This window comes from Streptosporangium sp. NPDC049248 (genome assembly GCF_040678965.1).
Classification (GTDB): Bacteria; Actinomycetota; Actinomycetes; order Streptosporangiales; family Streptosporangiaceae; genus Streptosporangium; species Streptosporangium fukuiense.
In genome coordinates, this window is sequence record NZ_JBFAQY010000017.1 from 155,677 (window position 1) to 180,754 (window position 25,078).

Consider the following 25,078-nt stretch of genomic DNA (forward strand, 5'->3'; position numbering starts at 1 on the left):
TGAAACGCACGATATTTGGAGGAATCAATGAGTGATCTGACCCAGGCGAGATGGACGCATGTCGCGCTGCCCACCGGCGACCTCGACAAGGCGATCGAGTTCTACACCTCGCTGACGCCGCTGGTGGTCGTCGAGCGTTTCCGCGACGCCGACGGTGAGAGCGCCTGGCTCTCCAACGACAAGCAGGTGGAGACCCCGATGGTCCTGGTGCTCGTCTCGTTCAACAAGGACAAGGGCGGGCAACTGGGGCTGCTGACGCCGTTCGCGCACATCGGCATCGAGGTGCCCGAGCGCACCGACGTGGACGGCATCGCCGAGCGGGCGCGCGAGCTGGGCTGCCTGCACTGGGAGCCGCGCGACATGCCCGACCCGGTCGGCTACATCTGCGCGCTGAAGGACCCGGACGGCAACGTCATCGAGATCTCCCACAACCAGCAGGTCTTCAACACGGTGCGCAAGCTGTGGGCGGACCCCTCCTGAGCGGACAGCTCACCCGGGCCGCGGTCGCACGGTACGTCGAGGCGCTCAACGCGCACGACGCCGACGCGATCGCGGCCTGCGTGAGCGAGGACTTCGTCAACGAGCACACCTCGGCGCTGGGGCGGAGCGTGACCGGCAGGCACGGCTACCGCGCCAACCTCACCGGCTTCCTGGCCGACTTCGTGGACCTGCGCTACGAGGTCGAGGACCTCCTCGTCGAGGGGGACCGGGCGTCGCTCGCCTACCGGATGTCGTTCCGGCTGGCTTCGGCGGGCGGCAGGCCGGTGGCGGTGCGCGGGGTGTTCAGGTTCCGGGTCGACGCCGACGGCCTGATCGCGCACCGCACCGACTACTGGGACAGCGGCGAGGTACGACGACAACTCGACGCCTGACCCTAAACGCCCTTTAAGTCGATCAAGCCTACAAACGTTCCTAAATCGCCCGTGACGGTTTGGTGGGCGGCAGGGGGCCGTTGGAGCCGGAACGGATGCTCAACGGCCCCCTGAGGGCTTTCTGGGCCTCGGCAAGGGCGCCGAACGCGAGACGGCCGGTGGGAGGAATCCCACCGGCCGTCTCTTCTGTGTGGTGCGGGTCAGTTGCCCCAGTCCTGGTTGGGCACGACCGCCTCGGCGATGCGGAAGCTGCCGCCCGGCAGCGGCTTCTTGTCCTCCTCATCCCTCGCCTTCACGACGTTCTTGCCGAACCCCTCCACGAGCGGACGGCCCACGTCGCGCTTGAGCCACAGGCGCAGCAGGTGCCGGCGGCGCTCCGGCTCGGGCCAGTCGACGTAGCTGGTCCGCGAGTGCAGGGCGGCGTAGTTCAGCAGCCACTGGACGTCGCCGGGCTGGAAGTCCATGTCGATCGGGAGCCCCTGCTCCTGGCTGATCTCGTCGTAGAGGTGCAGCAGCTCGATCTGCGCGTCGGTGAGCTTCGGCACGCCGGGGTACTTCTGGGCGGAGAAGATCATCGTGCTGCCGGCGTAGGTGCTGAAGATCCCGTCGACGTAGCTGCAGATCGGGGAGATGTAGGTGTTCGAGAGGGCGTCGGGGTCCTGGCCCCGCCAGTCCCAGTGCCAGGGCTCGAACAGCAGGGGAGCGAGGTCGGGGCGGCGGCGCAGGATCTCGTTGTAGATCGTCGTGCCGCTCACCAGGCTGCTGGAGCCGCCCTCCTTGGACGCGCGCAGGCACATCAGCGCCACCACGTCGGAGCTGTCGGAGTGGAAGGGCAGCCGGTCGCGCACCCGCGACGGCAGCGCTCCGGGGTCGTCGAGCGTCTTGTTGGAGGTCGCGATGACGTGGTCGAGCACGTTGCCGAGCTGGTTCTGCTCCATCGGCGTGCCGAGGTGCAGGCCCATCAGGAAGAAGATCGCGCCGGACAGCGTGTCGCCGTACTCGTCGGTGCGCAGGCCGCGGACCAGGATGAAGCCGCGTCCGGCGTCCATCTGCCGCGCGCACTCCTCGATCATGTCGCGCGCGGCGACGAGCGGGTAGCTCTCCGCGGTCACCTTGCGCAGGTCGGGGTCGTCCTCGACGAACCGGCGGCCCAGGGTCTCCAGCTCCTCGCGCTCGGCGTCGCTGAGCAGGTAGATCCACTCGGTCGATCCGGCCAGCTCGTCACCGCGCCAGGCGGAGGGACCGGTGATGGGGGATGAGGAAAGGTCTGTGGTCATGATGCGCTCCGAGTGCTCGGGGTCGTCTCAGAAAGTGCTCGCCGGGGCGGTACACGTGATCCGGGCGGGAACGCGACGGGAGAGGCCGCACGAACCGGTCGTGCGGCGGAGCCCGCCGCGACGCCAGGGTCAGAAGGGGGTCTGCGGATCCCCGGCGGCGGTACCTGGGCGCAGGCCCTTGCGCGGCGGGCGGATCCGCATCGGATCCCTGGGGCAGGGCAGGCTGGACCCGAAGCCTGGCGCGGCTACCTGGGTCATGGTTCTCTCCTGCGGCTGGTGGTTCTCCCGCCACGCTAGACCGGTCCCAAAGGTTCCGTCAATAGAGATGTCATCTCGCCCTCCGTTACGCCTGTGTACTCCTGCGGCCCTCCGGGCGGGGACGGCCTCAGCGGGCCTCTCCGGCGCGGCGCTCCCGCTTTCCCCGGGTGATCTCGGTGCCCAGCGCGTCGAGGCGCTGGGTCCAGAAGTGCCGGTAGCGGTCGAGCCACATGTCCACCTCCCGCAGCGGGGTGGGGTCGACGGCGTACAGGCGCCGCGTTCCCTGGGCGCGCACGGTCGCGAACCCGTTGTCCCGCAGCACGCGCAGGTGCTGCGAGACGCCGGGCTGGGAGATCCCGAACTCCTCCTGCACCACGGCGCCGATCTCGCCGGCCGCCCGCTCGCCGTCGGCGAGCAACTCCAGGATCCGGCGCCGGACGGGGTCACCGAGAACGTCGAGTGCGTGCATGGCCTCACTATCCCAGTGTCGGCCAAGATGGGGGAATTCCACGGCGGACCGAACCGTTCGGCCGCCTCGATATGCCTCCCACCTGGACGTATGCGCCACGGGATGATGCCATGGGAGGAGAGGGATGCCCGGAGAACCGGCACCTGTGATCCAGGAGGCCACAGTGAAGGCAACCATAGGTGACAAGCTGATCGTGGAGGGAACCCACAGCGGCGACCCCCGCAAGGTCGGGTTCATCGTCGAACTCCATCACCAGGACGGAAGCCCGCCCTACCTGGTCCGCTGGGAGGACGACCAGCACGAGAGCCTCGTCTTTCCTGGGCCTGACGCCCATGTGGTGTCGAAGACGCCGGAGTAGGCGGCGTCTCAAGCCCGTTTGGTGAGAATTACCCATGGCGGGGCGGCCGGGGCCGCTCCGCCCCGGACACCGGCGATGCCATCGCGTCGCGCGGACTACGATCGCTGATGTGCAGCAGCGTGAATTGGGTAGAACCGGCAGGCGGATCGGCGTCGTAGGACTCGGCGCGTGGCAGTTGGGGGCCGACTGGGGTGAGGTCGGCGAGGACGAGGCACTGGCCACCCTCAACGCGGCGGTGGACGCCGGGGTCACCTTCGTCGACACCGCCGACGTGTACGGCGACGGACGGAGCGAGCAGATCGTCTCGCAGTTGATCAAGGACAGGCCCGGGCTGACCGTGGCCACCAAGATGGGCCGCCGTGTCGTCCAGGAGCCGTCCGCCTACACCCTGGACAACTTCCGGGCCTGGACCGACCGCTCCCGGGCCAACCTCGGCGTCGACACCCTCGACCTGGTGCAGTTGCACTGCCCGCCCACCCCGGTCTACTCCTCGGACGAGGTCTTCGACGCCCTCGACACCATCGTGGCCGAGGGCCGCGTGGCCGCCTACGGGGTGAGCGTGGAGACCTGCGAGGAGGCGCTGACCGCGATCGCCCGGCCGAACGTGGCCACCGTTCAGATCATCCTCAACGCCTTCCGGCTCAAGCCGCTGGAGAAGGTGCTCCCGGCGGCGGCCGCGGCCGGGGTCGGCATCATCGCCCGCGTTCCGCTGGCCAGCGGCCTGCTGTCCGGCAGGTACGACGAGTCCACGGTCTTCGCCGCCGACGACCACCGCACCTTCAACCGGCACGGCGAGTCCTTCGACGTCGGCGAGACCTTCTCCGGGGTCGACTACGCCACCGGCCTGGAGGCGGTGCGCCGCCTGGCCCCGCTGGTGCCGCCCCAGATCACCATGGCGCAGTTCGCGCTGCGCTGGATCATCGACCAGCCCGGCGTCTCCGTGGTCATCCCCGGTGCGCGCAACCCCGCCCAGGCCCGTGCCAACGCGGCCGCCGCCGCGTTCGACGCGCTGCCCGAGGCCACTCTCCAGGGTGTGCGGGAGATCTATGACGAGCTGATCCGCTCCCAGGTCCACCAGCGCTGGTGAGCCGCCGTGGGAGGGTGCCGGTGGTGGTCTCCTGGATCCGGCGCTCCTTGGAGGTCCACCGGCGCCGGTGAGCCACCGTGGATGACGAGGGCCGGGTGCCACCGGGACCCCGCCCTCGTCGGCAGGTTTTTGTGGATCTGTAAATCGGCCGGTTATGCGTGGCCGTATCGGGGGCCGCCGGGAGATATCGGGTTAGCCGGAAAAGTGGAATTCGGGAGGGAGTGGCCGGGGTTTTTGGCCGCCGGATGAATTCCCTTTCTCTGGCCGGGGAGTTCGCCGATGGTCCGTTAGGCAAAATAGGGGAAGTCCTTTTATCCGCCCATTCATCGTATGACGCGCTTGGCGGGGCGGGCGCCGTGCCGGGCTACGCGCGGGCGCGGGCCCGGCGTAGCCGCTCCCCGGCCGCGGTGCGCTGGGGTGCCGACTCCTCCCGCTGCAGCCGCTCCCGCGCGTACAGGCGCAGCCAGTCGGCGATCAGATAGACCGGGGAGGGTCTGGGCTCCGCGGTGACCACGTGGGCCTCGGCGAGCCTGTCGGCGACGTCGGCGGCCAGCCGCACGTCCGAGTCGAGCAGTGCGGCCAGATCGTCGGCGGTGAACTCGCCGCTCGGCAGCGCGCCCAGGCGCCGCAGCGAGGTCCACAGTTCGGGGCCGAGGTCGCGCTCGTAGGTGGCCGCGCAGGTGCGCAGTGACAGGTCGTCCACCGACAGCTCGTCCAGCAGCGAGTGCTCGTCGGCGAGGCGGTCGGCGAACAGGGAGAGCCTGACGTGCCGGTGGGCGGCCAGCCGCGCCCCGGCGATGCGGACGGCGAGCGGAAGGTTGGCGCAGGTGCCGACCACCCGCAGGGCGGCCGCGGGGTCGGCGTCGACGCGTTCGGCACCGGCGGTCCGCCGTAGCAACTCGACGCCTTCCGCGGGGGTGAAGGTCTCCAGCGCCACGTGGTGCGCCGACTCCAGGGCGCTCAGTCTCCTCCTGCTCGTGATCAGCACTCCGTTGTCCCCGGTACCGGGGAGCAGGGGCCGTATCTGCGCCGCGGTGGACGCCTCGTCGAAGATCAGCAGGATGCTGCGCTCGGCCAGCCAGGCCCGGCAGGCGGCGACCCGCTCGCCGGCCCGGCGCGGAGGGTCGCCCTCGAAGCCGCAGGTACGCAGGATCTCGGCCAGCACGTCGGGAATCGAGCGCTCCCGGCCGCCCGCCGTGCGCAGCCGTACGAAGAGCTGCCCGTCGCGGAAGCGCTCGCGCAGCAGGTGGGCGGAGTGCACGGCCAGCGCGGTCTTGCCCGCTCCGGCCGGGCCGGAGATCACCACCGGCGGGCTGTGCCGGCGGGTACGGAAGACGTCGAGGATGTCCTGGACACTCTCGCGGCGGCCGGTGAAGTCGGCCAGGTCGCGGGGGAGCTGGCTGAGGTGGGCGATCACCTCCTGGCCGTGGCCCGCGGTGGGGTGCGGCCTGATCACGGTCGCGCCGCCGAGGTGTGGCGGGCCCCCGGCCGACGGGCCGTCCAGGGACGGGTCACCCGCGAGGATCGCCCGGTAGAGCCGTTCGAGGACCGGGCTGGGCTGGAGGCCGAGTTCCCGGGCCAGCGTCTGACGCATGTCCTCGTACTGCGCCAGGGCCTCCGACTGCCGCCCGCAGCGGAACAGCGCGATCATCTGCGTGCTGCGCAGCCGCTCCCTGAGCGGGTGGCGCCGGACGTTCTCCTCCAGGGAGCCGATGATGTGGGTGTGGTGTCCGAGGCTGAGCTCCGCCTCGGCCCAGTCCTCGTAGACCGACATGCGCTCGCTGCGCAGCCGGGAGAGCTCGTCGCTGATCAGCGGTACGTGCGCCATGTCGGGCAGGGGGTCGCCCCGCCAGAGTCGCAGAGCCTCATGGAGCGGGCCCACCGCCTTGGTGATCTCGCGGTCGCGCAGGTGCTGGCGGCCCCTGCGGGCCAGGGTCTCATAGAGGAGGACGTCGAGCTGCTGGGGACCGAGCCGTAGCTGGTAGCCGGGAGGACGGTAGGCCAGCCGGTCGCGGTCGGCCTCCCCGAGCACGTTCTTGCGCAGCGCGGACACGTAGACCTGGACGTTCTTCAGCGCGGTCCTGGGGGGCTCCTCGCTCCACGCCGCGGTGCTGAGCTGGTCCACCGGGACGATCCTGTTGGCGTGGCAGAGCAGCAGGGACAGGAGCACGCGCTGCTTGAAGGGCCCGAGCGGGACCAGGCCGCCGTCGCGGCGGGCCTCAAGAGGGCCGAGCACGGCGAAGGTGGTCTCTCCCGCCTCCGCCTTCTCGCGCACTACGGTTGCACCCACGGGGGATTCTCCATTGGCTGTCCAGGCGGCTACGGAAATCTGACCGGGTTATGCGGAGGCGGGCTCACAGAATTGTCATGATATATGCGCTTATCTATTAGTAAACCGGTGATTTCTGCCTGAAGTAGTCAGCTCTGATTGTCAACCAGGAGCTCGTGAAGTGAACCGAGCAGCCGCAGCCCGGCCCGCCGTCTTTCCTCGGTCCCGCCCGCGAGCGCGGAGACGATGGACACCAGGTCGCCGAACTCCGACCCGGTGCCTTCCAGCACCCGCAGGGCGTGGCGGTTGCGCTGCACGATCCGCAGCGCCGCCGACGCCTGCGCGGCGAAGAGCGTCAGCAGGGCCAGCTCGTCGATGGCCGCCCGCGCCTGCGGGTGAGGGTCGAGCACCTCCAGCACGCCCAGCGCCTCGTCGTCGTGGACGAGCGGCACCGCCATGAGCCCGCCCGGCACGTACGCGGTCGACTCGGCGATGTCGCGGGCGAACACCGTGCTCGTCGACAGGTCGTCGACGATCAGCGCGTCCCCGGCGCTCAGCACCCACCCCGCGATACCCCGCGTGGCGGGAAAGCGCCGTCCGACGAGCACCTTCTCGCCCTCGCCGGAGACCGCCTCGAAGACGAGGTCCCCATGCTCCTCGTTCACCAGGAAGATCGAGCTCGCCTTGGCCCCGAAGATCACGCGTGCGGTGTCGACGATCGACTGGAGCAGGAGGCGGTGTTCCGCCTCCGAGCCGGCGACCGCCGCCGAGACGGCCGCGATCATCTCACCGTTCACCATCATCGAGCTTCCTCACATTCTGCGCGGTCAGGTACAGGACGGTCTTCACCTGGAAGGGCGTCAGCCCGGGGTGCTTGCTCAGGATCAGCGCGCAGTGGGCCGCGACATGAGGGGTCGCGAAGCTGTTCCCGGTGCACCGGGTGCGTCCGCCGCCGGGCCAGGCCACCTCCACGTCGGATCCGTGGGCGAAGAACTCCACGGGCGGGCGAGGGTTGTACAGGATCAGCCCGGGATCGGCCCCGGCGTGGCTTCCCACGGAGATCACCGAGGAGAACCGCCAGGGGAAGCTCTCCACCGGCAGGTTGTGCGCGGACGCCACGAGCACCGTACGGCGGAAGTAGGCGAGGTCACCGAGCTCGCGCAGCGGTTCGGCCAGGTGCCTCCTGCTGGTCGACAGGCTCAGGCTCACCACGTCGAAGCCCTGCTCGATGGCCCAGCGGAGCCCGGTGACGAAGGCGTCACCGGTTCCCGAGAAGCCCGCTCCCAGCACCTGGACGCTGTGCAGCTCGCACTCGGGCGCGATCGAGCGGATGATCCCGGCGCACGCCGTTCCGTGCCCGCAGGTGTCGGCGGCGTCGCTCTCCCGCACGACGGCCTTACCGCCCGGGCCCGTCACCACGGCGTGGGTCGCCTGCACCGGGGCGAGCAGCGGGTGGTCGCGGTCGACCCCGCTGTCCACCACGCAGACCCGTACCCCGCGCCCGGTGGCGCCCTGCCACGCCCACTCCGGGGTGACGGCCGCGTTGCCCGCGGCGGACACGGTGATGTCGGCGAGGTCGTCCTCGGCGCCGAGCCGCCAGGTGAGCTCGGGGTGGGCGGTCATCGCCGGCCCGCCAGCGCCAGCGCCCATCCCCTGCCGACCAGGTGCCCCTTGGCCGCGAACTCGGCCATCGCGCCGCGCGCCGCTGCCTCGCTCTCCCGGTGGGCGCCCAGGGCGGCGAGGCCGCGGGCGTTGCCGAGCAGCACCGTGGCGCGGCAGACGGGGGAGTCGGTGCCGCCGGCTTCGTGCACGGCCAGGTCCATGAGCTCCCGGCAGGGCTCCGCGGCGCCCCGGGCGGCGAGCACCTCGGCCCGGATCGCGTGCAGTTCGGCCGTGTTCATCGGGGCGTCCAGGGGCGAGCCCTCCAGGGCCGCGCCCGCCCACAGCTCGGCCCCGGCCAGGTCTCCCCGGCGCAGCAGCGTGCCGGCCAGGTCACGCGAGGCGGTGACCAGGAGCTGGGTGTCGCCGAGCGCCCTGGCCCTGGCGCATGCCTGGCGGAGCAGGTCCTCGGCGAGGTCCCAGCGCCCGGCCAGCGATTCGACGGCCGCGGAGAAGATCGGCATGAAGGCGTCGGCGTAGGCGTGCCGCAGGTCGGCGAGGGAACGCCCGGCCGTCGCGAGGGTGGTCCTGGCCTCGTCGAAGCCTCCCCGCGTGGCCAGCAGGACGGCCAGGGGACAGCCGACGACGGCGCGTACGATCCCCCGGTCCCTGCCGTGCGCGGCCAGCAGGTCACGGCATCTGGAGATGGCGACGGGCGCCGGTTCCGGGCCCAGCCAGAGGGAGGCCGCCAGGTTGCCCAGGATGGTGGCGCGCTCCAGTTCGGCGCCGGACCGCGTGGCGTACTCCAGGGCACGCTGCAACATCTGTCTGGTCTCGGCGAACCTGCCGCGCCCCTGCGCCTCCTGGGCGACCACGGTCCAGGCCCTGGCCAGCCCGAGGTCGTCGGCGGCGGCCTCGAAGACCGGTATGGCACGGCGCGCGACCTCGGAGGAGCCTGCCGGGTCGAAGTGGCTCAGATAGAGCGAGGCGTGGGCGGCCACCACCGCGTCCGCGTCACCGGTCGCGCGCTCCAGCACCTCGGTGAGCAGCAGCCGCCCCCGCTCGACGTCACCCAGGGTGATCCGGGCCTCCGCGACGCGCCCGCTGATCCGCGGCCAGCCGGGGTGGGCCGGCCCCAGCAGCGCGGCCCCCCTGCTGAGCAGGTTCTCCGCCCTGGACAGGTCGCTTCTGCGCAGCGCGAGGGTGCCGGCCTCCGACAGCCGGGCCGCCGCCCCGTCGCGCAGCCGCGCGGTGTGCTCGCCGGGAGGGCCGAGGTCGGTGCGGTGCCGGTACGCCTGCTCCAGGTGCGTGCCGACCGCCTCGTCCCCGCCGTCTCCGGCGGCCAGCCAGCCGGCGAACCGCTCGTGCAGCTCGGCCCGCCGCCGTTTGGCCATGCCGCCGTAGACGACCTCCTGGATGAGGCCGCTGGTGAACCGGAACGTCGCCTCCGTACGATGCTCGACGAAGGACTTGCGCCGGAGCTCCTCCAGCGGAGCGCCGGGCTCGCCGGTTCCCGAGACGGCCCGCAGCTCCCCGGCGGTGAACTCCCTGCCGACCACCGCGGCGCACTCCAGCACCTCCCTGGCCGCGGGACCGAGCCTGTCGACGCGGGCCGCGATGAGAGCGTGCACGGTCAGCGGCAGGCCGTGCGGCTCCCCGCCGTCGCCGAGCATGGCCACCAGTTGCTCCAGATACAGGGGGTTGCCCTCGGAGCGGTCGGCGATCCGGTCGAGCAGGGCGTCGTCGTGCGGCGTCACCTCGGCCAGCCCGGAGGCCAGGAGCCGGGAGTCGGCCGGGCCGAGCCGGGGCAGCGCCAGCCGGGAGGCGACCTGCCAGCCGGGCATGCGGTCGAACAGGTCGGAGCGCGTCACGCAGAGCACCATCACCGCCGCCTCACTCAGCTCCTCGGCCAGATGGCCGAGGGTGTCGAAGACCGGGCCGCCCGCCCACTGCACGTCGTCCAGCACGATCAGCACGTACGTGGAGCGTCCGAGTCCCTCCAGGACGCTGCGCAGCGCCCAGGAGGTCTCCTGGTGCGAGGGGTTGGGCGTGCCGTCCTTCAGCAGGCCGTCGCGGAGCACGGCGAGGGCCCGCGGGTCGGGCGTGCCCACGGTCACCAGCTCGCGCACCGCGTCCGCCACCCCGAGCAGCGTGCCGCCCGCGCCGTACGGGCGGCAGCGGCCGGAACCGACGAGGACGCCCCGCTGCCCCGCGCGCTCCGCCCACAGACGTGCCAGCCGGGTCTTGCCCACCCCCGCCTCGCCGTGCAGGGTCACGATGCGGCAGTGGCGGTGCCTGATGATCCCGTCCAGGGCCCGGTCCAGCTCGCGCAGCGGTTCCTGCCTGTCGACGAACGGGATGTCGAACCGCCGGATCACGGCCGGGTCGTCGGAGCGCATCGAGACCAGCCGCCACGCGGTGACCGGATGCCGCTTGCCGCGCAGCATCAGGGGGCCGGCCGCGGTGCCCACGGCGGAGGGGCCGACCAGGCGCCAGGTCTCGGGCCCGAGCAGGATCTCTCCGGGCCGGGCGAGCTGCTGGAGACGGGCGGCGGCGTTCACCGTCTCGCCCGCGACGAGGGCCTGATCACCGCGGGCGAGGCCGGAGGTGACGACCTCGCCGGTGTTGACGCCGATCCGGACCCTGAGCCGGATCCCGAGATCGTGGTCGAGGTCGTCGTTGAGCCGTTCGAGCGCCGCCCGCATGTCCAGCGCGGCCCGGGCGGCGCGCAGCGCGTCGTCCTCGTGCAGCTCCGGTACGCCGAAGACGGCCATGACGGCGTCGCCGATGAACTTCTCCACCGTGCCGCCGTGCCAGGCGAGCTGGTCGCGCATGAGCGCGAAGTAGCGGATCAGGACCGCGCGCAGGGACTCGGGGTCGAGGCGCTCGCTCAGCGCGGTGGACTCGGCCAGGTCGCAGAAGACCACTGTGACGATCTTGCGTACCTCCACCGGCGCCGGCGCGGCGAGGTGCGTGCCGCACGACGGGCAGAACCGGGGGTGCCCCGGCGTCTCGGCCAGGCAGGACGGGCATCGCATGATCATCCCCGATCAGAACAGGAGTCCGCCGACGATGTGGGCCTCGACCTCGGGAGAGCCCTCTCGCAGCTGCCCGTGGATGGAGACCAGGAGCGCGACCTCGGCCTCGCTCAGCGACCGGACGACCTCGCGCTGCTCGGGGCCGGCGAGGGTGAGGTCGATTCCCGCCCGAGCCAGCTCGTCGAGGGGGTCAAAGGTCATGTTTCCTCCAGGGGTGGCCGAGTGAGACGAGGTCGCCGTAGGGCGGGCAGCCGTACCTCCCGGCGAAGCCCACCCCGCCGCCGGCCAGCTGCATGTCCCGGACCTGCCGCTCCAGGAAGGCGGCGGCGGGCGTGTGCGGGGGAGGGGTGGTCTCCAGCTTTCGGCAGGTCTCGCAGTACCCCCGGCCCGGCGGGGCGCCGGCCAGCCGGAGCGGGCCGTACGTTCTCAGGGCGCGCAGCGTGCCGGAGGTCAGGCAGCGCTCCCTGACCGTGCTCCAGTCGTCGGCACCCGCGTGCCCCAGGCGCAGGTGGCCGGGGACGGGACGGTGGTCGACGACGTCCTGGTTGCAGCACGCGGTGATCGTCCCGTCGAACCCGACGGTCGGCCAGGCGGCCATCGCGCACGGCAGCGCGGGCGCGGCCCCGGAGCCCGCCACGGTTCCGGCGCTCCCGGCGGCCGGTGCGGTCCCGGTCTCCGCGCCGGGCGCGGCGCTCTCGCCCGCCGCGCTGCCCCCGCCCGGTACGGGGAGGGGCACGGGCGCGCCGGCACGGGCCCGGCCGACCGGCCGCACGCGCCCCACCAGCATCGGGATCCGGTCGTGGAACTCCCGCCGGATCTCCGCGGTGACGTCGCGCAGGTAGGGGTCGTCAGGCCCGCTCCCGGTGAGATGGAAGCTGAGGTCCTTGCCCCGCGCCAGCAGCGCCCGCATGACCGCGAAGACGTTCCTCCTGGGCACCTCCTCCTCGTGGAAGGCGTCCAGGCTGGCGGAGAAGTGGTCGGCCGCCTCGATCGCCCCGGCGATCGCGGCGGGAATCCGGGGCGCGAAGAACATGCCCGACAGGATCATCGTGCGGGCGCCGCTGCGGGCGGCGGTCTCGGCCAGGGAACGGGCCAGACGGGGCCGGAGCAGCGGCTCGCCCCCGGTGAGCATGACCAGCTCCGGCCGGTTCGCCGGGGTGAACGTCCCGGCGAACCGCTGGAAGATCTCCCCGGGGTGCTCCTCGGAGCCGGGCAGCGAGCCGGTCGAGCAGTGGCCGCAGCGCAGCGGGCACCGCCGGGTGATCGCCATGAGCACCGCGGCGGCGGGTACCGGGCGCAGCGCCAGGATGTCCATCAGGTGCACGGGAGCACCTCCGGAGGTTCCCCGGCCAGCTCGCGCAGGAGCGCGGCCGCGGCGCGCACGGTGTGCAGGGCGCTGGTGCCGACGGCGGCCTGCTGCTCGCGCGTCGGCCGCAGGCCGTCGAGCATCCGGTCCAGGCCGTCGCGGTGCCCCGGATCCAGCGCGGCGTGCCGCCACAGGGTGCGGAAGGTCGCCCGGGGGTACCCGGTGCCCCGTTCGAGGTGTTCGAGCAGGGCGGGGGAGGGCGCCTCGCCCTCCAGTACCGCGACGTACCCGAGCAGCGCGACGGGGTGGTGGTGCAGCACCCAGTAGTACTGGGCTCCGACGAGTTCGGCCACCGACGGGGGCGGCGTACGGCGCAGCAGCTCCTCCGCCGAGGGCTCGATCGAGACCAGGTCCTCGCGCAGCCAGTCGTCGTGACAGGCCTCCTCGGCCGCGTGCCGGTCCAGGTACTCGCCCAGTTCCTCCTCGCCCAGCTCCGCCGCCCTGGCCGACGCGGCCCGCAGCAGCGGTACCGAGGCTCTGATGACCATGTGCATCGCGCACAGGTAGTCGCGGTAGCGCCGTCGAGGACCGGGTGCGCGCCACAGCGTGCTCTCCGCGCTCCTGAGCGCGCGGCCGGCCAGGTCGATCTTCGCCCGCAGGATGGCGCTGGGGGGTGGCATCGGGCTCCCGTCGTCTGAACGAAGTGTCGGCTCCGCCGGTTGGATAACGGTTGAAAGCCGGTATGGAAGTACCTGGTGCCGCGCCCTGCCAGGGGCGCTGCCATGCCTCAAACCGGATTCCAACCACGATCAAGGCGCGCTTTAACCGGGTGCTCGCACACTGGGCGCCACGTGCCGAAGAGGGAGCCGGACATGGCGGACGTCGCGGTCGAGACCAGCGAACTGCGCAAGACCTACGTGAGCTCGTCCGGGGTGACCGAGGCGGTGGCCGGGCTCACCCTGCGAGTGGGCGCGGGGGAGATGTTCGGCCTCCTCGGGCCCAACGGGGCGGGAAAGACGACGACGATCGGCATGCTCACCACCAGGATCGTCCCCACCGGCGGTGTGGCCAGGGTGGGAGGCGCGGACGTGGTGCGCGAGCCCATCGCGGTCAAACGCCACATCGGTGTCGTGGCCCAGTACAACAACCTCGACCGGCAGCTCACCGCGTGCGAGAACCTGGAGTTCCGCGGCCGGTACGCCGGGCTGCCCGCGAAGGAGGCCAGGCGGCGGGCGATCGAGCTGCTGGAGCGGTTCGGCCTGGGTTCCCGCGCCACGGCCAGGATCACCGAGATGTCCGGCGGCCAGGCGCAGCGCGTCATGATCGCACGGGCGCTGATGCACCGGCCGGACATCCTCTTCCTCGACGAGCCCACCTCGGGACTGGACCCGCAGACCAGGGTGAACCTCTGGGACATCCTGCGGGAGATCCGCGCCGGGGGCCAGACGATCGTGCTGTCCACCCACTACATGGAGGAGGCCGAGGAGCTCTGCGACAGGATCGCGATCATCGACCGCGGAGCCGTCCTGGCCTGCGGGGAGCTCGCCGAGCTCAAGACGGCGACCGGCCTGCGGACCGTGCTGACCCTCACCTACGACGGGGACCCGGAGAAGATCGTCGAGCAGGCCCGGCGGCTGGCCGGAGTCGCGGACGCCGAGGTCTCGGAGAACCGGCTGCGCGTCTTCACCCTGGCGCCGGAGGGCATCCTCGCCGCCCTGGTGAGCGCGGGCCAGGACGCCGGGCTGGCGCTGGCCGACGTCCGGGTCGTCCGGCCCAGCCTCGAAACGGTGTTCCTCGCCCTGACCGGGCGGGAGTACCGGGATTGACCTCCGCCCCGCGGCGTCGCGCCGCGCCCCCCTCTCCCGGGGCCAGAGCCCGGGATCTCCCCGCTCAAGGAGATGCGATGACGGCATCGACCATCGCGCCGCCGGCCGCGTCACACGGCTACGCGCGCACCTTCGGCGCGCTGCTCGCCAGGGACCTGCGGGTGCTGCGGCGGGACCTGCCCTCCTTCATGGCCCGCACCGTGGTCCAGCCCGTCCTGTTCATATTCGTGTTCGCCGTGGTCCTGCCGCGGATCGGGTACGGGGCGGGGCAGGGACTCTCCGAGGCCGGGCGCGCGGAGACGTTCGCCACGATCCTGGTCCCCGGCCTGGTCGCCTCGGGCATCGTGCTGCAGGGCATCTTCGCCGTGACGACCCCGCTGGTCATGGAGCTGTCCTACACCAAGGAGATCGACGACAGGGCGCTGGCCCCGATCCCGGTCTGGGCCGTCGGGGTCGAGAAGATCGTCGCGGGGGCGATCCAGGGGGTGATCGCGGCGGTGGTCGTCTTCCTCGCCGTGCTGTTCGTGCACGGTCCCGGCGAGGCCCCGAACATCGACTTCGGCCGCTGGCCGCTGCTGATCGCGGTGCTGGTGCTGTCGTCCCTGCTGACCGCCTGCCTGGGCCTGCTCATCGGCACGCTGCTCCCGCCCCAGCAGCTCAGCGCGCTGTTCGCGATCTTCATAGTTCCGCTCATGATGCTCGGCTGCGTGTACTACCCCTGGTCCGCGCTGGAGGCACTGCCCTGGCTGCAGACCGCGGTCCTGGTCAATCCGCTGGTCTACGTGAGCGAGGCGCTGCGCGGCGCGTTGAGCCCGGCCGTCCCGCACATGCCGGAGGTGGTCGCGCTGGGCGTGCTCGCCGCCGGGACGCTCGTCACGGGCGCGCTGTCGCTGCGGTCGTTCGCGCGGCGTCTGGTGGGTTAGCGGTGGACGGCGGTCTGCCCCGGCGATGGTCCGGCGACCCCGTCGGCCGCGACGTCGAACTCGCCGGCCTGCGGGACCTGCTCGGCTCGGCGCGGCTCGTCACGCTCACCGGCGCGCCGGGGGTCGGCAAGACCCGGCTGGCGCACGCGTACGCCCATACCTGGGCCGGCGCCCATCCCGGCGGGATCTGGTTCCGCGATCTGACCGCCGGTTCCGGCGACCTCACCGGCCTCGACGCCCTTGCCGTGGTCCCCGGCGAGGGGCCCGCGCTGCTCGTGCTCGACACCTGCGAGCACGTCGCCGACCGGTGCGCCGTGACCGTTCCGGAGTTGCTCGGCACCCACCCCGGACTCCGGGTGCTGGCCACCAGCAGGGAGCCGCTGAGCGTTCCAGGCGAGGTGACCTACCGCCTCGCCCCGCTTGACGTGGTGAGGTCCGCGCGCCTGTTCGCCGAACGCGCCGCGGCGCAGGGGCGGCTGGCCAGCCCGGAGACCGCGGAGGCGGTGGAGGAGATCTGCCGCCGCCTCGACGGCCTGCCGCTGGCCGTGGAGCTCGCCGCGGCGCGCTCGATCATGCTGTCGCCGGCGCAGATCGCCGAGCGGCTCGACGACCCGCTCCGGCTGCTGGCCGGGGGGAGCCGCACCGCCCACCCCAGGCACAGGTCGCTGGAGGCGGCGATCGGCTGGAGCCACGAGATGCTCCCCGGGCGGGAGCGGCTGCTGCTGCGCAGGCTCGCGGTGTTCGAGGACGGCTTCGTCATCGACGACGTGGAGGGGGTCTGCGCGGGCGCGGGCATCAGACCCGACGCCGTCGTCGACCTCCTGGCCAGGCTCGTGTCCAGGTCCCTCGTCGAGTGCGACACCACGGGTACCGTGACCCGCTACCGGCTGCTGCGGGTCGTGCGCGCCTACGCGGGGCAGGAACTGCGCGCCGGCGGCGAAGCCGAGACCGTGCGGGCGCGCCACGCCGAGTACTACGCGGCGCTGGCCGAGCGGGCGGCGGAGGCGCTCACCACGGGCGCCGCCACGCCGCACCTGGAACGCGTCGAAGCCGCCTACGCCAACATGCGGGCGGTGCTGCGCTGGTGTGTCTCCGGCGGGCCCGCGACGGTCGGGGCCAGGCTGGCGAGCGCGCTGGAGACGTACTGGATCGTGCGGGGCCGCCCGCGAGAGGGGCGCGGCTGGCTCGCCTCGCTGGTCTCCGCCGGGGGGCTGGGCCACGGTGAGGTGCCGGCCGCCGCGGCGCTGAGCACCGCGGTGCTCTCCTGCGCCCTCGGTGAGTACGCCGACGCCGCGGACGCCTGCCGCCGGGCCCTGGCCATGTTCCGCGAGCTGGGAGACGAGGCCGGGCAGACCCGGGCCCTCGCGGTACTGGCGGGCCTGCGGACGATGAGCGAGCCCGCCTCGGCCAGCCGAACCCTCACCGAACTCGCCGCCCGGGGCCGGGCGCCTGCGGGCCACGCGTGGAACTGCGCGCCGCTCGTCCTGCTCGGACACGCCCGCGTCGCCGCGGGAGACCTCGCCGGGGCACGCGCGGCACTGGAGCGGTGCGTCGACATCGGCCGCAGGCACGGCTCGGAACTGAGCCTGGAGATGGGCCTGCTCGCCATCGCGCAGGTGGCCGTCTACCAGGGCGCGTACGCGGAGGCGGAGAACGCGCTCGGACAGAGCCTGGCCGCCGCCGAGCGGATGGGCGATGTCTGGGGAAGGGCCGCGGTGCTCAGGGGGCTGGGGGAGGTGGCCTCCTGCCGGGGGCGGTACGGCCAGGCGGGGGAGCGGCTCGCCGAGGCGGTCGAGATCGCGCGCTCCGCGGGCTCCCCGCCGCTGCTCGGCGACTGCCTCGACACGCTCGGCAGGATGCTGCTCGACATCGGCGAGTACGAGGCGGCCAGGGAGGTGTTCTCGGAGGTCGCCGAGGTGGGCGAGCGCACCGCCGCGCGGCTGGCGGCGATGGGGCTGGCCGGTCTCGGCGCGGCGATCCTGGGTTCGGGCGGTGCCCCCGCGGCCTCCGCGGCCCTCACCTTCGCCGAGGAGGCCATGGCGCGCGCACGCGAGACCGACGACCGGCCGCTCAGCTGGCGGTGCCTGTTCACCCTCGGCCGCGTCACCCGGTGCGCCGACCCGGCGCGCGCCGCCTCCGCGCACCACTCGGCGCTGCGGGCCGGTGCCGCCATGGGCCTGCGCGCCCAGACGGCAGACTCGCTGGAGGCCATGGCCGGGCTCGCGGCAGGACACCACCGCCACGAGCACGCCGCCAGGCTCTTCGGCGCGGCCCAGTCGCTGCGCGACCGGCTGGGGCTGTCGCGTCCCCCGGCGGCGGCGCCGCAGCACGAGGCGGACCTGGCCGGGGTGCGCGCCGCGCTGGGCGCCGACGCCTTCGCCGCCACGTGGGCCGAGGGCGCCGGGCTGGACGTCGGCCAGGCCGTCGTCTACGCGGGCAGGGGCCGGGGGCCGCGCGGACAGGGGGTCGGCTGGGCCGCGCTGACCAGGGCCGAACGCCAGGTGGCCCTGCTGGCGTCCGGCGGGCTGACCAACCGCGAGATCGGCGCGAAGCTCTTCGTGTCGCCCCGCACGGTCCAGGCCCAGCTGTCCAGCGTGTTCGCCAAGCTCGGCCTGTCCTCGCGCAGGGATCTGGCCCGCGAGTACGACTCGCGGGCCAGATCCCTGCGCGAGCAGGACTCACCCCTCCTCGCGCAGCGCGACGACCCCGGTGGCGCAGAGGATCCTGAAGGCCGCGTCGCATACCTCACGGGTCGGCTCGGTGGCTGAGCCGGCCCGCGTCTTGTCCCGCCACTCACCGACCGTGATCCCCACCGCGGCCGCCTCGTAGGCGGCCAGCAGCGGGCCGGTCAGCGGGTAGCCCACCGCGCCGCCCCGGGGGAACAGGTAGCCCTGGCGTTCGCGGGCGAGCGCGTCGAAGGTCAGGGTGAAGTCGCGCAGCAGCAGGTGAACGGGGTGGTCGGCCCAGTGCACGGCGTCCGGCGCGACGCCCGCGACGAGCGCGCCGTCGGCGAGCCCCGGTGGATCCTGCGCGGTCGTCGCCCGCTGGGCCTGGACCGCCGCGTCCCAGGCGAGCCCGTCGAGCAGCAGGCGGCGCGCCCCGGAGGGCAGCTCCGCCTCCTCGATGAGGGGCGCGGGGTCGGCGCCGGAGCCCAGGTCCAGGCGCTCGGCCCAGTCCGCGACGTCGCAGTCCGCGATCGCGATCATGCAGCGCAGCAGGGTGGGCGCGATGTCCTGCAGCGCCTCGATCCGCCCGGCGAAGACCATCGCCCGCCGGTAGTCCTCGGTGCCGAAGCCGCGCGAGCTGACGACGAGCGGGGGCTGGAAGTCGAAGAACTCGATGCCGTACTGCTCGGCGTACTCGAAGAAGTCGGTCCCGGGGAAGGCCATCAGCGGTGCGAAGTGCACCTTCTCCACCCCGCTCGCGTAGGCGAAGCGCACGCTGTCGCGGACCTTGTCCGCGTTGTCCCCCGGCATGCCGATGATGATGTCCGCGGCCAGGGCGTGGTTGTGGTGGCGGCGGATGAGGGAGGCGGCCTGGGCGAACCGCTGCCGGTCGAACCTGCGGGCCGCCAGTTGCAGGGTGTCGGCGTCGGACGACTGGATGCCCAGGGTGATCACGCGGCACCCGGCGCGGTTCATCGCCCGTACGTAGTCGAGGTCGACGTGTTTGACATCCGGGTAGACGTCCACCACCGTCCCCCGGTTGTGCTCGGCGACGATCTCGAAGATCTCCATGGCCCGGTGCCGCGAGATGCCCAGGTGGGCGTCGCACATCCGCAGGTAGGGGATGCCTCCGGCCAGCAGGTAGGTCAGCTCGCGCTCGATCCGCTCCATCGGGAACGCGCGGAGTTTCGGCGCGCTGTAGAGGCAGAACCTGCACTTCTGCCGGCACCCCCGGCCCGTCTCGTAGGCCAGGACCGCGCCGGGCCTGCGCCGCAGGATCGGCTCCAGGGGGAGCCTGTCGGCGGTGAAGACCAGCGGCAGCGCGCCCAGGTCGACGTCGGGCGGGTCGTCGTTGTGCACGGGCTCGCCGTCGACGCGCCGGGTGAGGCCTGCCACCGCGCCCAGGTCGCCACCCCGCGCCAGGTGTTCCAGCAGGTCAGGGTACGCCTCCTCGGCCTCGCCGCGCAGCACCAGGTCCAGCCACGGGTACTCGCGCAGCAGGTGGGCGGCCATCCGCCGGGAGTTGGCCTGGGCGCCGCCCCACACGACGCGGCAGTCCGGCAGGTGCCGCTTGACGATGCGTCCCATCCGGGTGAACTCATCGTGGTTCCATACGAACGCGGAGAAGGAGATCACGTCCGGCCGGTAGTCGAACAGCCGCGCCATGAAGGCGTTGTAGTGCCCCAGGTAGTCCTCGGCCAGGTTGCCCACGTCCTCGTGGAACCAGACCCGGTGCTCGACCCGCGACGGGGGGAGGCGGTCGGCCACGGCCGCCCGGATCAGCTCCACCCCCAGCGAGAACCCGTCGTCGTTGGAGTAGACGAGTACGGCCTTCAGGGTCATGACGATCTCCCCGCTGTCGCTTTCGGCGTCACTCTCGGCCGCGCGGAGCGCAGTGCCTCGGCGAGCCCGTCGAAGGCGGCCGTCGCCCGCGCGTGCGCCTCCCGGTAGGCGACGGCCTCGATCGGCTCCTCGTCCAGCGCGCGTTCCACGATCTCGATGAGGTTCTCGCCGGTGTGCGCGTTCCAGTAGCGGTGCGCCATGCCCAGCTCGCCGGTGAGCTCGTGCAGTTTGCTCGTGCCGTTGCGGCGGCTCCAGAACGGGTCGACCGCCACGAACGGGGTGGCGCCGCGCAGCGCGAGGATCGCGCTGTGGTAGCGGGAGACGAGGACGAGGTCGCAGTGGGAAAGGGCCTCGGTGAGCTCCCCGGCCCCGGTGGAGGTTCTCCGAAGGGGGATCTCCCGGATGCGGGCGCCCGGCACCGAGCGGGCGAACCGGGTGCCGACCTCCTCGTCCCCGTAGATGTTGGGCACCGTGATGAACTCGATGTCGGCGAAGCCCGCCAGCTCGATCAGCGTCAGGCCCAGCTCCGTCACGAACCCCAGCGCGGCGGCCCGCTCCCCGGGACTCGTCGCCTCGGCCATGACCTGCTCGGGTGGCACGCACAGCGCGAGGTCCGCCGCGCCGTGCCCGGCGAGGTTGCGGCCGACGAGGTGGGTGATCAGTTGCGAGGTCACTCCCGGGGCGCCGACGGCGACGCCGATCAGCGGCCGGCGCCGTCCCGGGCGCGGTGGCCGGGACAGCGGCTCCAGTGCGAAGGCGGGATCGGGGACGAGGGTCGTGTCCGGCACGCCGGTCGCCTCGCCCATCCGCAGGGCGGCCGCCGCGCCGCGCACGGTCAGGTGGTCGATCCGCTCCCGGACCGCCCTCAGGTAGCCGCGCCAGTCGTCGCGCGCCGCCGCCGGGGTGTCGTCCTGCAGGCCCACGCCGTGCCAGGCGACCCACACGCCGGGGTCGAACGCCCGAGGGTCGCCTCCCAGGCAGAACACCTGCATGATCGGGTGCCGGAACGGCGGGCCGCTCCACAGGCCACCCGCCATCACGACGGCGTCGAACGATCCCGTGCCGGGCCAGTTCCCCACCCCGTCCACCCAGAGCGGCGCTGGCTCCGCCGCCGTGCTCCACGGGCAGAAGTGCCCGAATACGGCATCCGGCAGGCGGCGGGAGAGCTCGGTCTCCGTCACCGCCGCCAGCAGCCGGTCGCCGACGTTGGGCAGGCTGCTGCCCGCCCAGATCGCGATCCGCCGGGACATCCCGCTCACCCGCCGATGGGGTACGGCTGGCGCAGGCCGAACTCTTCCCAGCCGCGGCGCTCGGCGTACTCGTTGTAGACCCCGCCGCACTGCGTCCGCAGCGGGCAGCCGTCGCAGGGCGGCCCGTACGAGCGCATCTGCTCGTCCATGAACGCGTCGTAGTCGTCCAGGACGTTGCCCTGGTACATCATCCGGATCGAGCGCGTGCCGTCCTCGATGGCCAGTGCCTCGTGCGGGGTGACCACGCAGAGCGGGAAGCCCTCCAGGGTCAGCCGCGCCGGTGAGGCGAGCATCATCTCGATCACCGGCAGCAGGTGATCACGGGTCTCGGCGACCGTGGGCGCCTGCATGTCGAGGGCGAAGAAGCCGCTGCCCACCGGGTGCAGGTTGGAGATGTTGACGTGGTCGACCCCCAGCTCGACGCAGAGCCGGCAGATGTCCATCAGCCGGCCCATGTTGAGCCGGGTGATGACGGTGTTGGTCCGCACGGCGACGCCCGAGCGCTTGGCGTTGCGGATGCCCTCGATCGTCTCGTCGAACCCGCCGGGCGTCTGGGTCAGGCAGTCCTGGATCACCGAGGTGGAACCGTGCAGCGAGACCACGAACAGCTCGACCCCGGCCTCGGCGAGGCGCTGGGTGAACTCCGGGTCCTTCAGGCGGCGCGCGTTGGTCTGGATCTCCACCCGCGGGTACTCCAGCAGCCGGATCGTACGCAGCAGCTCGAACAGGCGCGGATGGATCGTCGGCTCCCCGCCGTGCAGGTTCACCGACGCGTACCCCTGCCCCGAGTTCTCGGCGAGGAAGCGGATCAGGTCGCCGTACTCCACGCTGTCGGACTTCGCCAGCGGCGACCCCACGACGCAGAAGCCGCACTTCTCGTTGCACAGGTCGGTCACGTGCATGCTCAGCTGTTTCATGTCCACCTCACACCAGGCCCAGGCGGCGCGCCGCCGAGGCGAAGACCTCGGGGGTGCCGGGATGATCGGTCAGCGTCTCCAGGTACGCGGCCCGCTCGCGTGCCAGGTCGTCCTGGACCCCTCGGTCGTACAGCACGCCGTGCAGCGCGGACAGCACGGCGGGCTCGTCGAGCAGCTCGGCGTGGGCGAAGGTCGATATATAGGGATTTTTCGCCACGATGGGATCGAGGAAGCTGTGGAACCCCAGCGGCCACATCCGGAACGGATACATGGGCAGGGTCCGCGACAGCCAGGAGCGGACGTCCTCCGACAGGCCGGACAGCTCCGCCTCGACCCGGTCGATGTCCGGTTTCTCCGGGACGTCGAACCGGTTGGTCAGCACCAGCCCGGGGATGTCGGACAGCACGGCCCTGGCCAGGGTGGTGGCGCCCAGGTTGAGCGTCAGCACCAGGTCGACCGAGCCCAGCAGCACGTTGAACCGGTGCGGCGAGCAGGCGGGAATGACATGGGCGCGGTCGGCCAGATCCGCCAGCACCGGCGGCACGCTGCCCACCAGCACGAAGCGGGCGCTGGGCGGCAGCTGCCGCAGGTAGTGCACGAGCAGTTCGGGAACCTGGTCGGCGATCCGGTCGCCGTTCTCGTCGGCGTACCTGTCCTGCTGCCATCCGGCCACCGCGAGCAGCACCATCCGGTCCTCCGGCGCCATCCCGAACGTCTCGCGCAGGTGGTGGCGGGTACGGCGGCTGACCCGCTCGTTGCCCTCCCAGAGCCGGAAGGGGTACGTTCCCGGCTCCTCGTCCAGATGACAGATCGGCACCGGGCGCAGGTGGGTGGGCATGTCCATGATCCGCCGGGTGACGCCCATCGACTTGCCCTGGAAGACGTCCACCGCGAACTCGGTGTTGGCCCACTCCCAGATGTCGATCGGCATGATCGGCAGGCCGTACCGTTCGATGAACCACGGGTCGATGCCGTAGCGCTTGGGGAACACGCCGCAGTAGGTGAAGTAGTCGGACAGCACGATCGCGTCCGGGCGGAAGTCGCGGACCGTCTCGTCCACCAGCAGTGTGGCGAAGGAGCCCATCGAGTTGTTCAGCACCAGGTACGGGAAACCGCTGCCACGCAGCAGCCTCTCCGACGTGGGCTCGACGATGAAGAAGCTCTCGATTCCGGCCACCCTGAGCTGGCGGGCCAGCGACATGCCGATCAGCGTCTCGCCGTATCCGGCGCTGCTCATCGCGAAGAAGAGAAGTCTCACGGACCCACCGCCAGAAGTGAGGGGCCCTCCATGGACCGGCGGACGGCGAGCGGTGTCCCGACGTCCTGGAACGTGCCGCCGGGGAACTCGACGGCGCGGACCCGCAGGCCGCTGCGGACCGCGAGGTCGAAGTAGTGGCCGAGCACCGGCTCGCCGTTCCGGGGGGCCTTCTCCCGGGTGTCCTGGATCAGCCCCTCGTGCAGGAGCCTCGTGAAGGCGCCCCCCCAGATCGCCGCGCCCCAGGTGTTCATGACCGGCGGGTCGGCGGGCTTGTCGAACACCCGGTGTACCCGGTCTCCGCGCAGGATCACCGGGCCGAGGCGGTGCGCGTCCGGCGTGGGGAAGACCGCGAGCGCGAGGTCGGCCCCCGTCTCCTCGTAGACGCGGCGCAGCCGGGTCAGCGCGTCGGGCGGGGTGAAGATCGTGTCGGGCATGACGAACACGACGTCGCGCCCCCGGGTCCATTCCCGGGCCAGGTCGAGTGCCCAGGCCAGGCCGCGCGCCTCCTCCTGGAGGAGGTAGGCGATGTCGACGCCGAGGTGGCGCCCGTCGCCGAGGTAGCCGACCACCTCCAGCTTCCACGGGGCCACCACCACGATCGCGCTGCCGACCCCCGCACCGGCCAGCGACTCCAGCGCGTACTCGGCGACGGGACGCAGCCGGGCGCCTCCCTCGGCCTGCTCGTACACGATGGGCAGCAGTTCCTTGGGGTAGCGCAGCGGGGCCATCCGGGTGCCCCGGCCGGCGGCGGGTACGAGTCCGACGAAGTCCGTGCTCGTCAAGTGCCACTCCTTACTGGTTGGGGAGCGACCGGTTGGGGAGCGCCGCTCAGCTGTGGGGGAGCGCCGGGCGCGGGCCGTGGTTCGGGAGGTCGCTCGCCGAACCGGACCAGCCGGATGGCGTCGATCAGCTCGCGCTGGAAGGGGTCGGCCGCGATCTCACGCAACCGGGCCCGCCCGTCGAGTGAGCGGAGCATCTTGTAACAGAGGTCGCAGCCGTTGGTGAAGGTCGCCCCCTTGAACAGCCCGCGCACCGCGGGGGAGGAGGCCACCATGCGTGCCACGCCCTGCGGCCCGTACACCCGCAGGAACTGGTACTCGTAGTTGCGGTCGGCGTCGGCGAGGATCTCCTGGAACGACTTCTCGTGCAGGTTGCCCATGAAGTAGGCCAGGTCGGAGAGCGTGACGTAGGCCCCGGCCTTGCCGATGTGGCAGGCGGACAGGTCGCCGTTCGGGTTGATCAGCGGGGTCTCCAGGTAGCACGAGGCCGAGAAGTGCTCGGGGTCGGGAGGCAGGCCCACCTGGTGCGCCGTCTTGATGAACGGGGTGGGGATCACCCGGTCCACATGCACCCGCACCCGATCCTCGAAGCGCCGGTACAGCCCGCGGATCCGCTCCTCCTCGTGGTCCTCGGCGATGGTGATGCAGAGGCTGATCTCGGGGATCTCCCTGGCGATCGCCCCCTCGATCACGTTGACCACGTGCTGGGTGGGGACGCGTTCCTGGTGGTAGACGTCGGTGCTCAGAAAGAGCCGGGTGAGGCCGGGCAACTGCCCGAGGATCTTGTCCACCGTCGCGGCCGAGCGCCCCCAGAAGCTGCTGGTGAACACCGAGATCCGCGGCCTGCCGGGGTGGCCGGCGGCGGCCCCGACCCCGGATCTGAGCATCCGGAATCGCTGGAAGGGCTCGCCGCCGGTGAAGATGATCTCCGGGATGCCGCTGTCGCACGCCTGTGCCACCCAGCGCCCGATCTCGTCCGCGGTCGGCTGGCGGTCCCGCGTGGAGCCGGTGAAGCCGCAGTGCCGGCAGCCCACCGTGCAGATCTCGGTGACGCTGACCAGTATCGAGTTGAAGTGCACGACAC

General features: G+C 72.2%; 23 protein-coding genes. 7 read left to right on the top strand and 16 right to left on the bottom strand.

Translation table 11 applies throughout. The features are described 5' to 3' along the window. Positions 1-27: 27 nt before the first annotated feature. Together AB0K21_RS27845 and AB0K21_RS27850 are read left to right on the top strand one after the other, a co-directional pair. A complete protein-coding gene (locus AB0K21_RS27845) occupies positions 28-480 on the top strand; it encodes a VOC family protein (protein WP_364154530.1) in 453 nt (150 codons plus the stop codon). After that, positions 462-872 carry a nuclear transport factor 2 family protein gene (locus tag AB0K21_RS27850; RefSeq protein WP_343960943.1) on the top strand — a complete coding sequence of 137 codons (411 nt, stop codon included), beginning with the start codon at positions 462-464 and terminating at the stop codon, positions 870-872. Before AB0K21_RS27845 ends, AB0K21_RS27850 begins: the two co-directional genes overlap by 19 nt. A 200-nt stretch (positions 873-1,072) precedes the next feature. Here the strand turns inward: AB0K21_RS27850 and AB0K21_RS27855 are convergent, their stop codons facing one another. From AB0K21_RS27855 to AB0K21_RS27865, 3 genes are all read right to left on the bottom strand, one after another. Further along, a complete protein-coding gene (locus tag AB0K21_RS27855) occupies positions 1,073-2,149 on the bottom strand; it encodes a TauD/TfdA family dioxygenase (RefSeq protein WP_364154534.1) in 1,077 nt (358 codons plus the stop codon). A 129-nt stretch (positions 2,150-2,278) separates the two neighbouring features. Further along, the gene (locus AB0K21_RS27860) at positions 2,279-2,407 is read right to left on the bottom strand and encodes a hypothetical protein (protein WP_343960947.1); all 129 of its coding nucleotides are present in this window, start codon (positions 2,405-2,407) and stop codon (positions 2,279-2,281) included. Between the two features lie 127 nt (positions 2,408-2,534). Continuing rightward, positions 2,535-2,876 carry a metalloregulator ArsR/SmtB family transcription factor gene (locus AB0K21_RS27865; RefSeq protein ID WP_343960949.1) on the bottom strand — a complete coding sequence of 114 codons (342 nt, stop codon included), beginning with the start codon at positions 2,874-2,876 and terminating at the stop codon, positions 2,535-2,537. A 163-nt stretch (positions 2,877-3,039) separates the two neighbouring features. Here AB0K21_RS27865 and AB0K21_RS27870 point away from each other — a divergent pair, with 163 nt between their 5' ends. Further along, positions 3,040-3,234 (top strand): DUF1918 domain-containing protein, encoded by a 195-nt coding sequence (locus AB0K21_RS27870; RefSeq protein WP_343960951.1) that lies wholly within the window; start codon positions 3,040-3,042, stop codon positions 3,232-3,234. Between the two features lie 109 nt (positions 3,235-3,343). Continuing rightward, positions 3,344-4,321 (top strand): aldo/keto reductase, encoded by a 978-nt coding sequence (locus AB0K21_RS27875; protein WP_343960953.1) that lies wholly within the window; start codon positions 3,344-3,346, stop codon positions 4,319-4,321. A gap of 364 nt (positions 4,322-4,685) precedes the next feature. Here the strand turns inward: AB0K21_RS27875 and AB0K21_RS27880 are convergent, their stop codons facing one another. From AB0K21_RS27880 to AB0K21_RS27910, 7 genes are all read right to left on the bottom strand, one after another. Then, on the bottom strand, positions 4,686-6,611 hold the full coding sequence (locus AB0K21_RS27880; RefSeq protein ID WP_343960955.1) for a BTAD domain-containing putative transcriptional regulator: 1,926 nt from the start codon (positions 6,609-6,611) through the stop codon (positions 4,686-4,688). Positions 6,612-6,739: 128 nt separating this feature from the next. Further along, the gene (locus AB0K21_RS27885) at positions 6,740-7,393 is read right to left on the bottom strand and encodes a GAF domain-containing protein (protein WP_343960957.1); all 654 of its coding nucleotides are present in this window, start codon (positions 7,391-7,393) and stop codon (positions 6,740-6,742) included. After that, a complete protein-coding gene (locus AB0K21_RS27890; protein ID WP_364154541.1) occupies positions 7,377-8,213 on the bottom strand; it encodes a S8 family serine peptidase in 837 nt (278 codons plus the stop codon). Before AB0K21_RS27890 ends, AB0K21_RS27885 begins: the two co-directional genes overlap by 17 nt. Beyond that, on the bottom strand, positions 8,210-11,227 hold the full coding sequence (locus AB0K21_RS27895; protein ID WP_364154544.1) for an adenylate/guanylate cyclase domain-containing protein: 3,018 nt from the start codon (positions 11,225-11,227) through the stop codon (positions 8,210-8,212). Before AB0K21_RS27895 ends, AB0K21_RS27890 begins: the two co-directional genes overlap by 4 nt. A 12-nt stretch (positions 11,228-11,239) precedes the next feature. Then, positions 11,240-11,428 (bottom strand): aroma-sacti cluster domain-containing protein, encoded by a 189-nt coding sequence (locus AB0K21_RS27900; protein ID WP_343960963.1) that lies wholly within the window; start codon positions 11,426-11,428, stop codon positions 11,240-11,242. Further along, positions 11,418-12,542: a radical SAM protein gene (locus AB0K21_RS27905; RefSeq protein WP_364154592.1), complete on the bottom strand. Its 1,125-nt coding sequence runs from the start codon at positions 12,540-12,542 to the stop codon at positions 11,418-11,420. The genes AB0K21_RS27900 and AB0K21_RS27905 overlap by 11 nt, the downstream gene beginning before the upstream one ends. Beyond that, a complete protein-coding gene (locus tag AB0K21_RS27910) occupies positions 12,542-13,213 on the bottom strand; it encodes an iron-containing redox enzyme family protein (RefSeq protein WP_364154549.1) in 672 nt (223 codons plus the stop codon). The genes AB0K21_RS27905 and AB0K21_RS27910 overlap by 1 nt, the downstream gene beginning before the upstream one ends. Before the next feature lie 192 nt (positions 13,214-13,405). On the opposite strand from AB0K21_RS27910, the gene AB0K21_RS27915 reads away from it, so the two are divergent. The 3 genes from AB0K21_RS27915 to AB0K21_RS27925 all read left to right on the top strand — a co-directional run bounded on the left by AB0K21_RS27915 (position 13,406) and on the right by AB0K21_RS27925 (position 18,050). Beyond that, on the top strand, positions 13,406-14,359 hold the full coding sequence (locus tag AB0K21_RS27915) for an ABC transporter ATP-binding protein (protein WP_343980410.1): 954 nt from the start codon (positions 13,406-13,408) through the stop codon (positions 14,357-14,359). Between the two features lie 77 nt (positions 14,360-14,436). Beyond that, positions 14,437-15,282 carry an ABC transporter permease gene (locus AB0K21_RS27920; RefSeq protein ID WP_343980413.1) on the top strand — a complete coding sequence of 282 codons (846 nt, stop codon included), beginning with the start codon at positions 14,437-14,439 and terminating at the stop codon, positions 15,280-15,282. A gap of 2 nt (positions 15,283-15,284) precedes the next feature. Continuing rightward, on the top strand, positions 15,285-18,050 hold the full coding sequence (locus AB0K21_RS27925) for a tetratricopeptide repeat protein (RefSeq protein ID WP_364154554.1): 2,766 nt from the start codon (positions 15,285-15,287) through the stop codon (positions 18,048-18,050). Here AB0K21_RS27925 and AB0K21_RS27930 read toward each other — a convergent pair. Genes AB0K21_RS27930 through AB0K21_RS27955 form a run of 6 tightly spaced genes read right to left on the bottom strand, consistent with a single transcriptional unit; the run spans position 17,961 to position 25,073 of the window. Further along, complete coding sequence (locus AB0K21_RS27930; protein WP_364154557.1) at positions 17,961-19,790, bottom strand: radical SAM protein; 1,830 nt, start codon at positions 19,788-19,790, stop codon at positions 17,961-17,963. The genes AB0K21_RS27925 and AB0K21_RS27930 overlap by 90 nt on opposite strands. Then, a complete protein-coding gene (locus AB0K21_RS27935; RefSeq protein ID WP_343982377.1) occupies positions 19,787-21,040 on the bottom strand; it encodes a polysaccharide pyruvyl transferase family protein in 1,254 nt (417 codons plus the stop codon). Before AB0K21_RS27935 ends, AB0K21_RS27930 begins: the two co-directional genes overlap by 4 nt. Positions 21,041-21,045: 5 nt before the next feature. Further along, complete coding sequence (locus AB0K21_RS27940; protein WP_343982375.1) at positions 21,046-21,957, bottom strand: radical SAM protein; 912 nt, start codon at positions 21,955-21,957, stop codon at positions 21,046-21,048. A 7-nt stretch (positions 21,958-21,964) separates the two neighbouring features. Then, on the bottom strand, positions 21,965-23,215 hold the full coding sequence (locus AB0K21_RS27945; RefSeq protein ID WP_343982372.1) for a DUF6365 family protein: 1,251 nt from the start codon (positions 23,213-23,215) through the stop codon (positions 21,965-21,967). Further along, positions 23,212-23,997 carry a sugar phosphate nucleotidyltransferase gene (locus AB0K21_RS27950; RefSeq protein WP_343982369.1) on the bottom strand — a complete coding sequence of 262 codons (786 nt, stop codon included), beginning with the start codon at positions 23,995-23,997 and terminating at the stop codon, positions 23,212-23,214. Before AB0K21_RS27950 ends, AB0K21_RS27945 begins: the two co-directional genes overlap by 4 nt. Beyond that, on the bottom strand, positions 23,994-25,073 hold the full coding sequence (locus AB0K21_RS27955) for a radical SAM protein (RefSeq protein WP_343982365.1): 1,080 nt from the start codon (positions 25,071-25,073) through the stop codon (positions 23,994-23,996). The genes AB0K21_RS27950 and AB0K21_RS27955 overlap by 4 nt, the downstream gene beginning before the upstream one ends. Positions 25,074-25,078 lie beyond the last annotated feature (5 nt).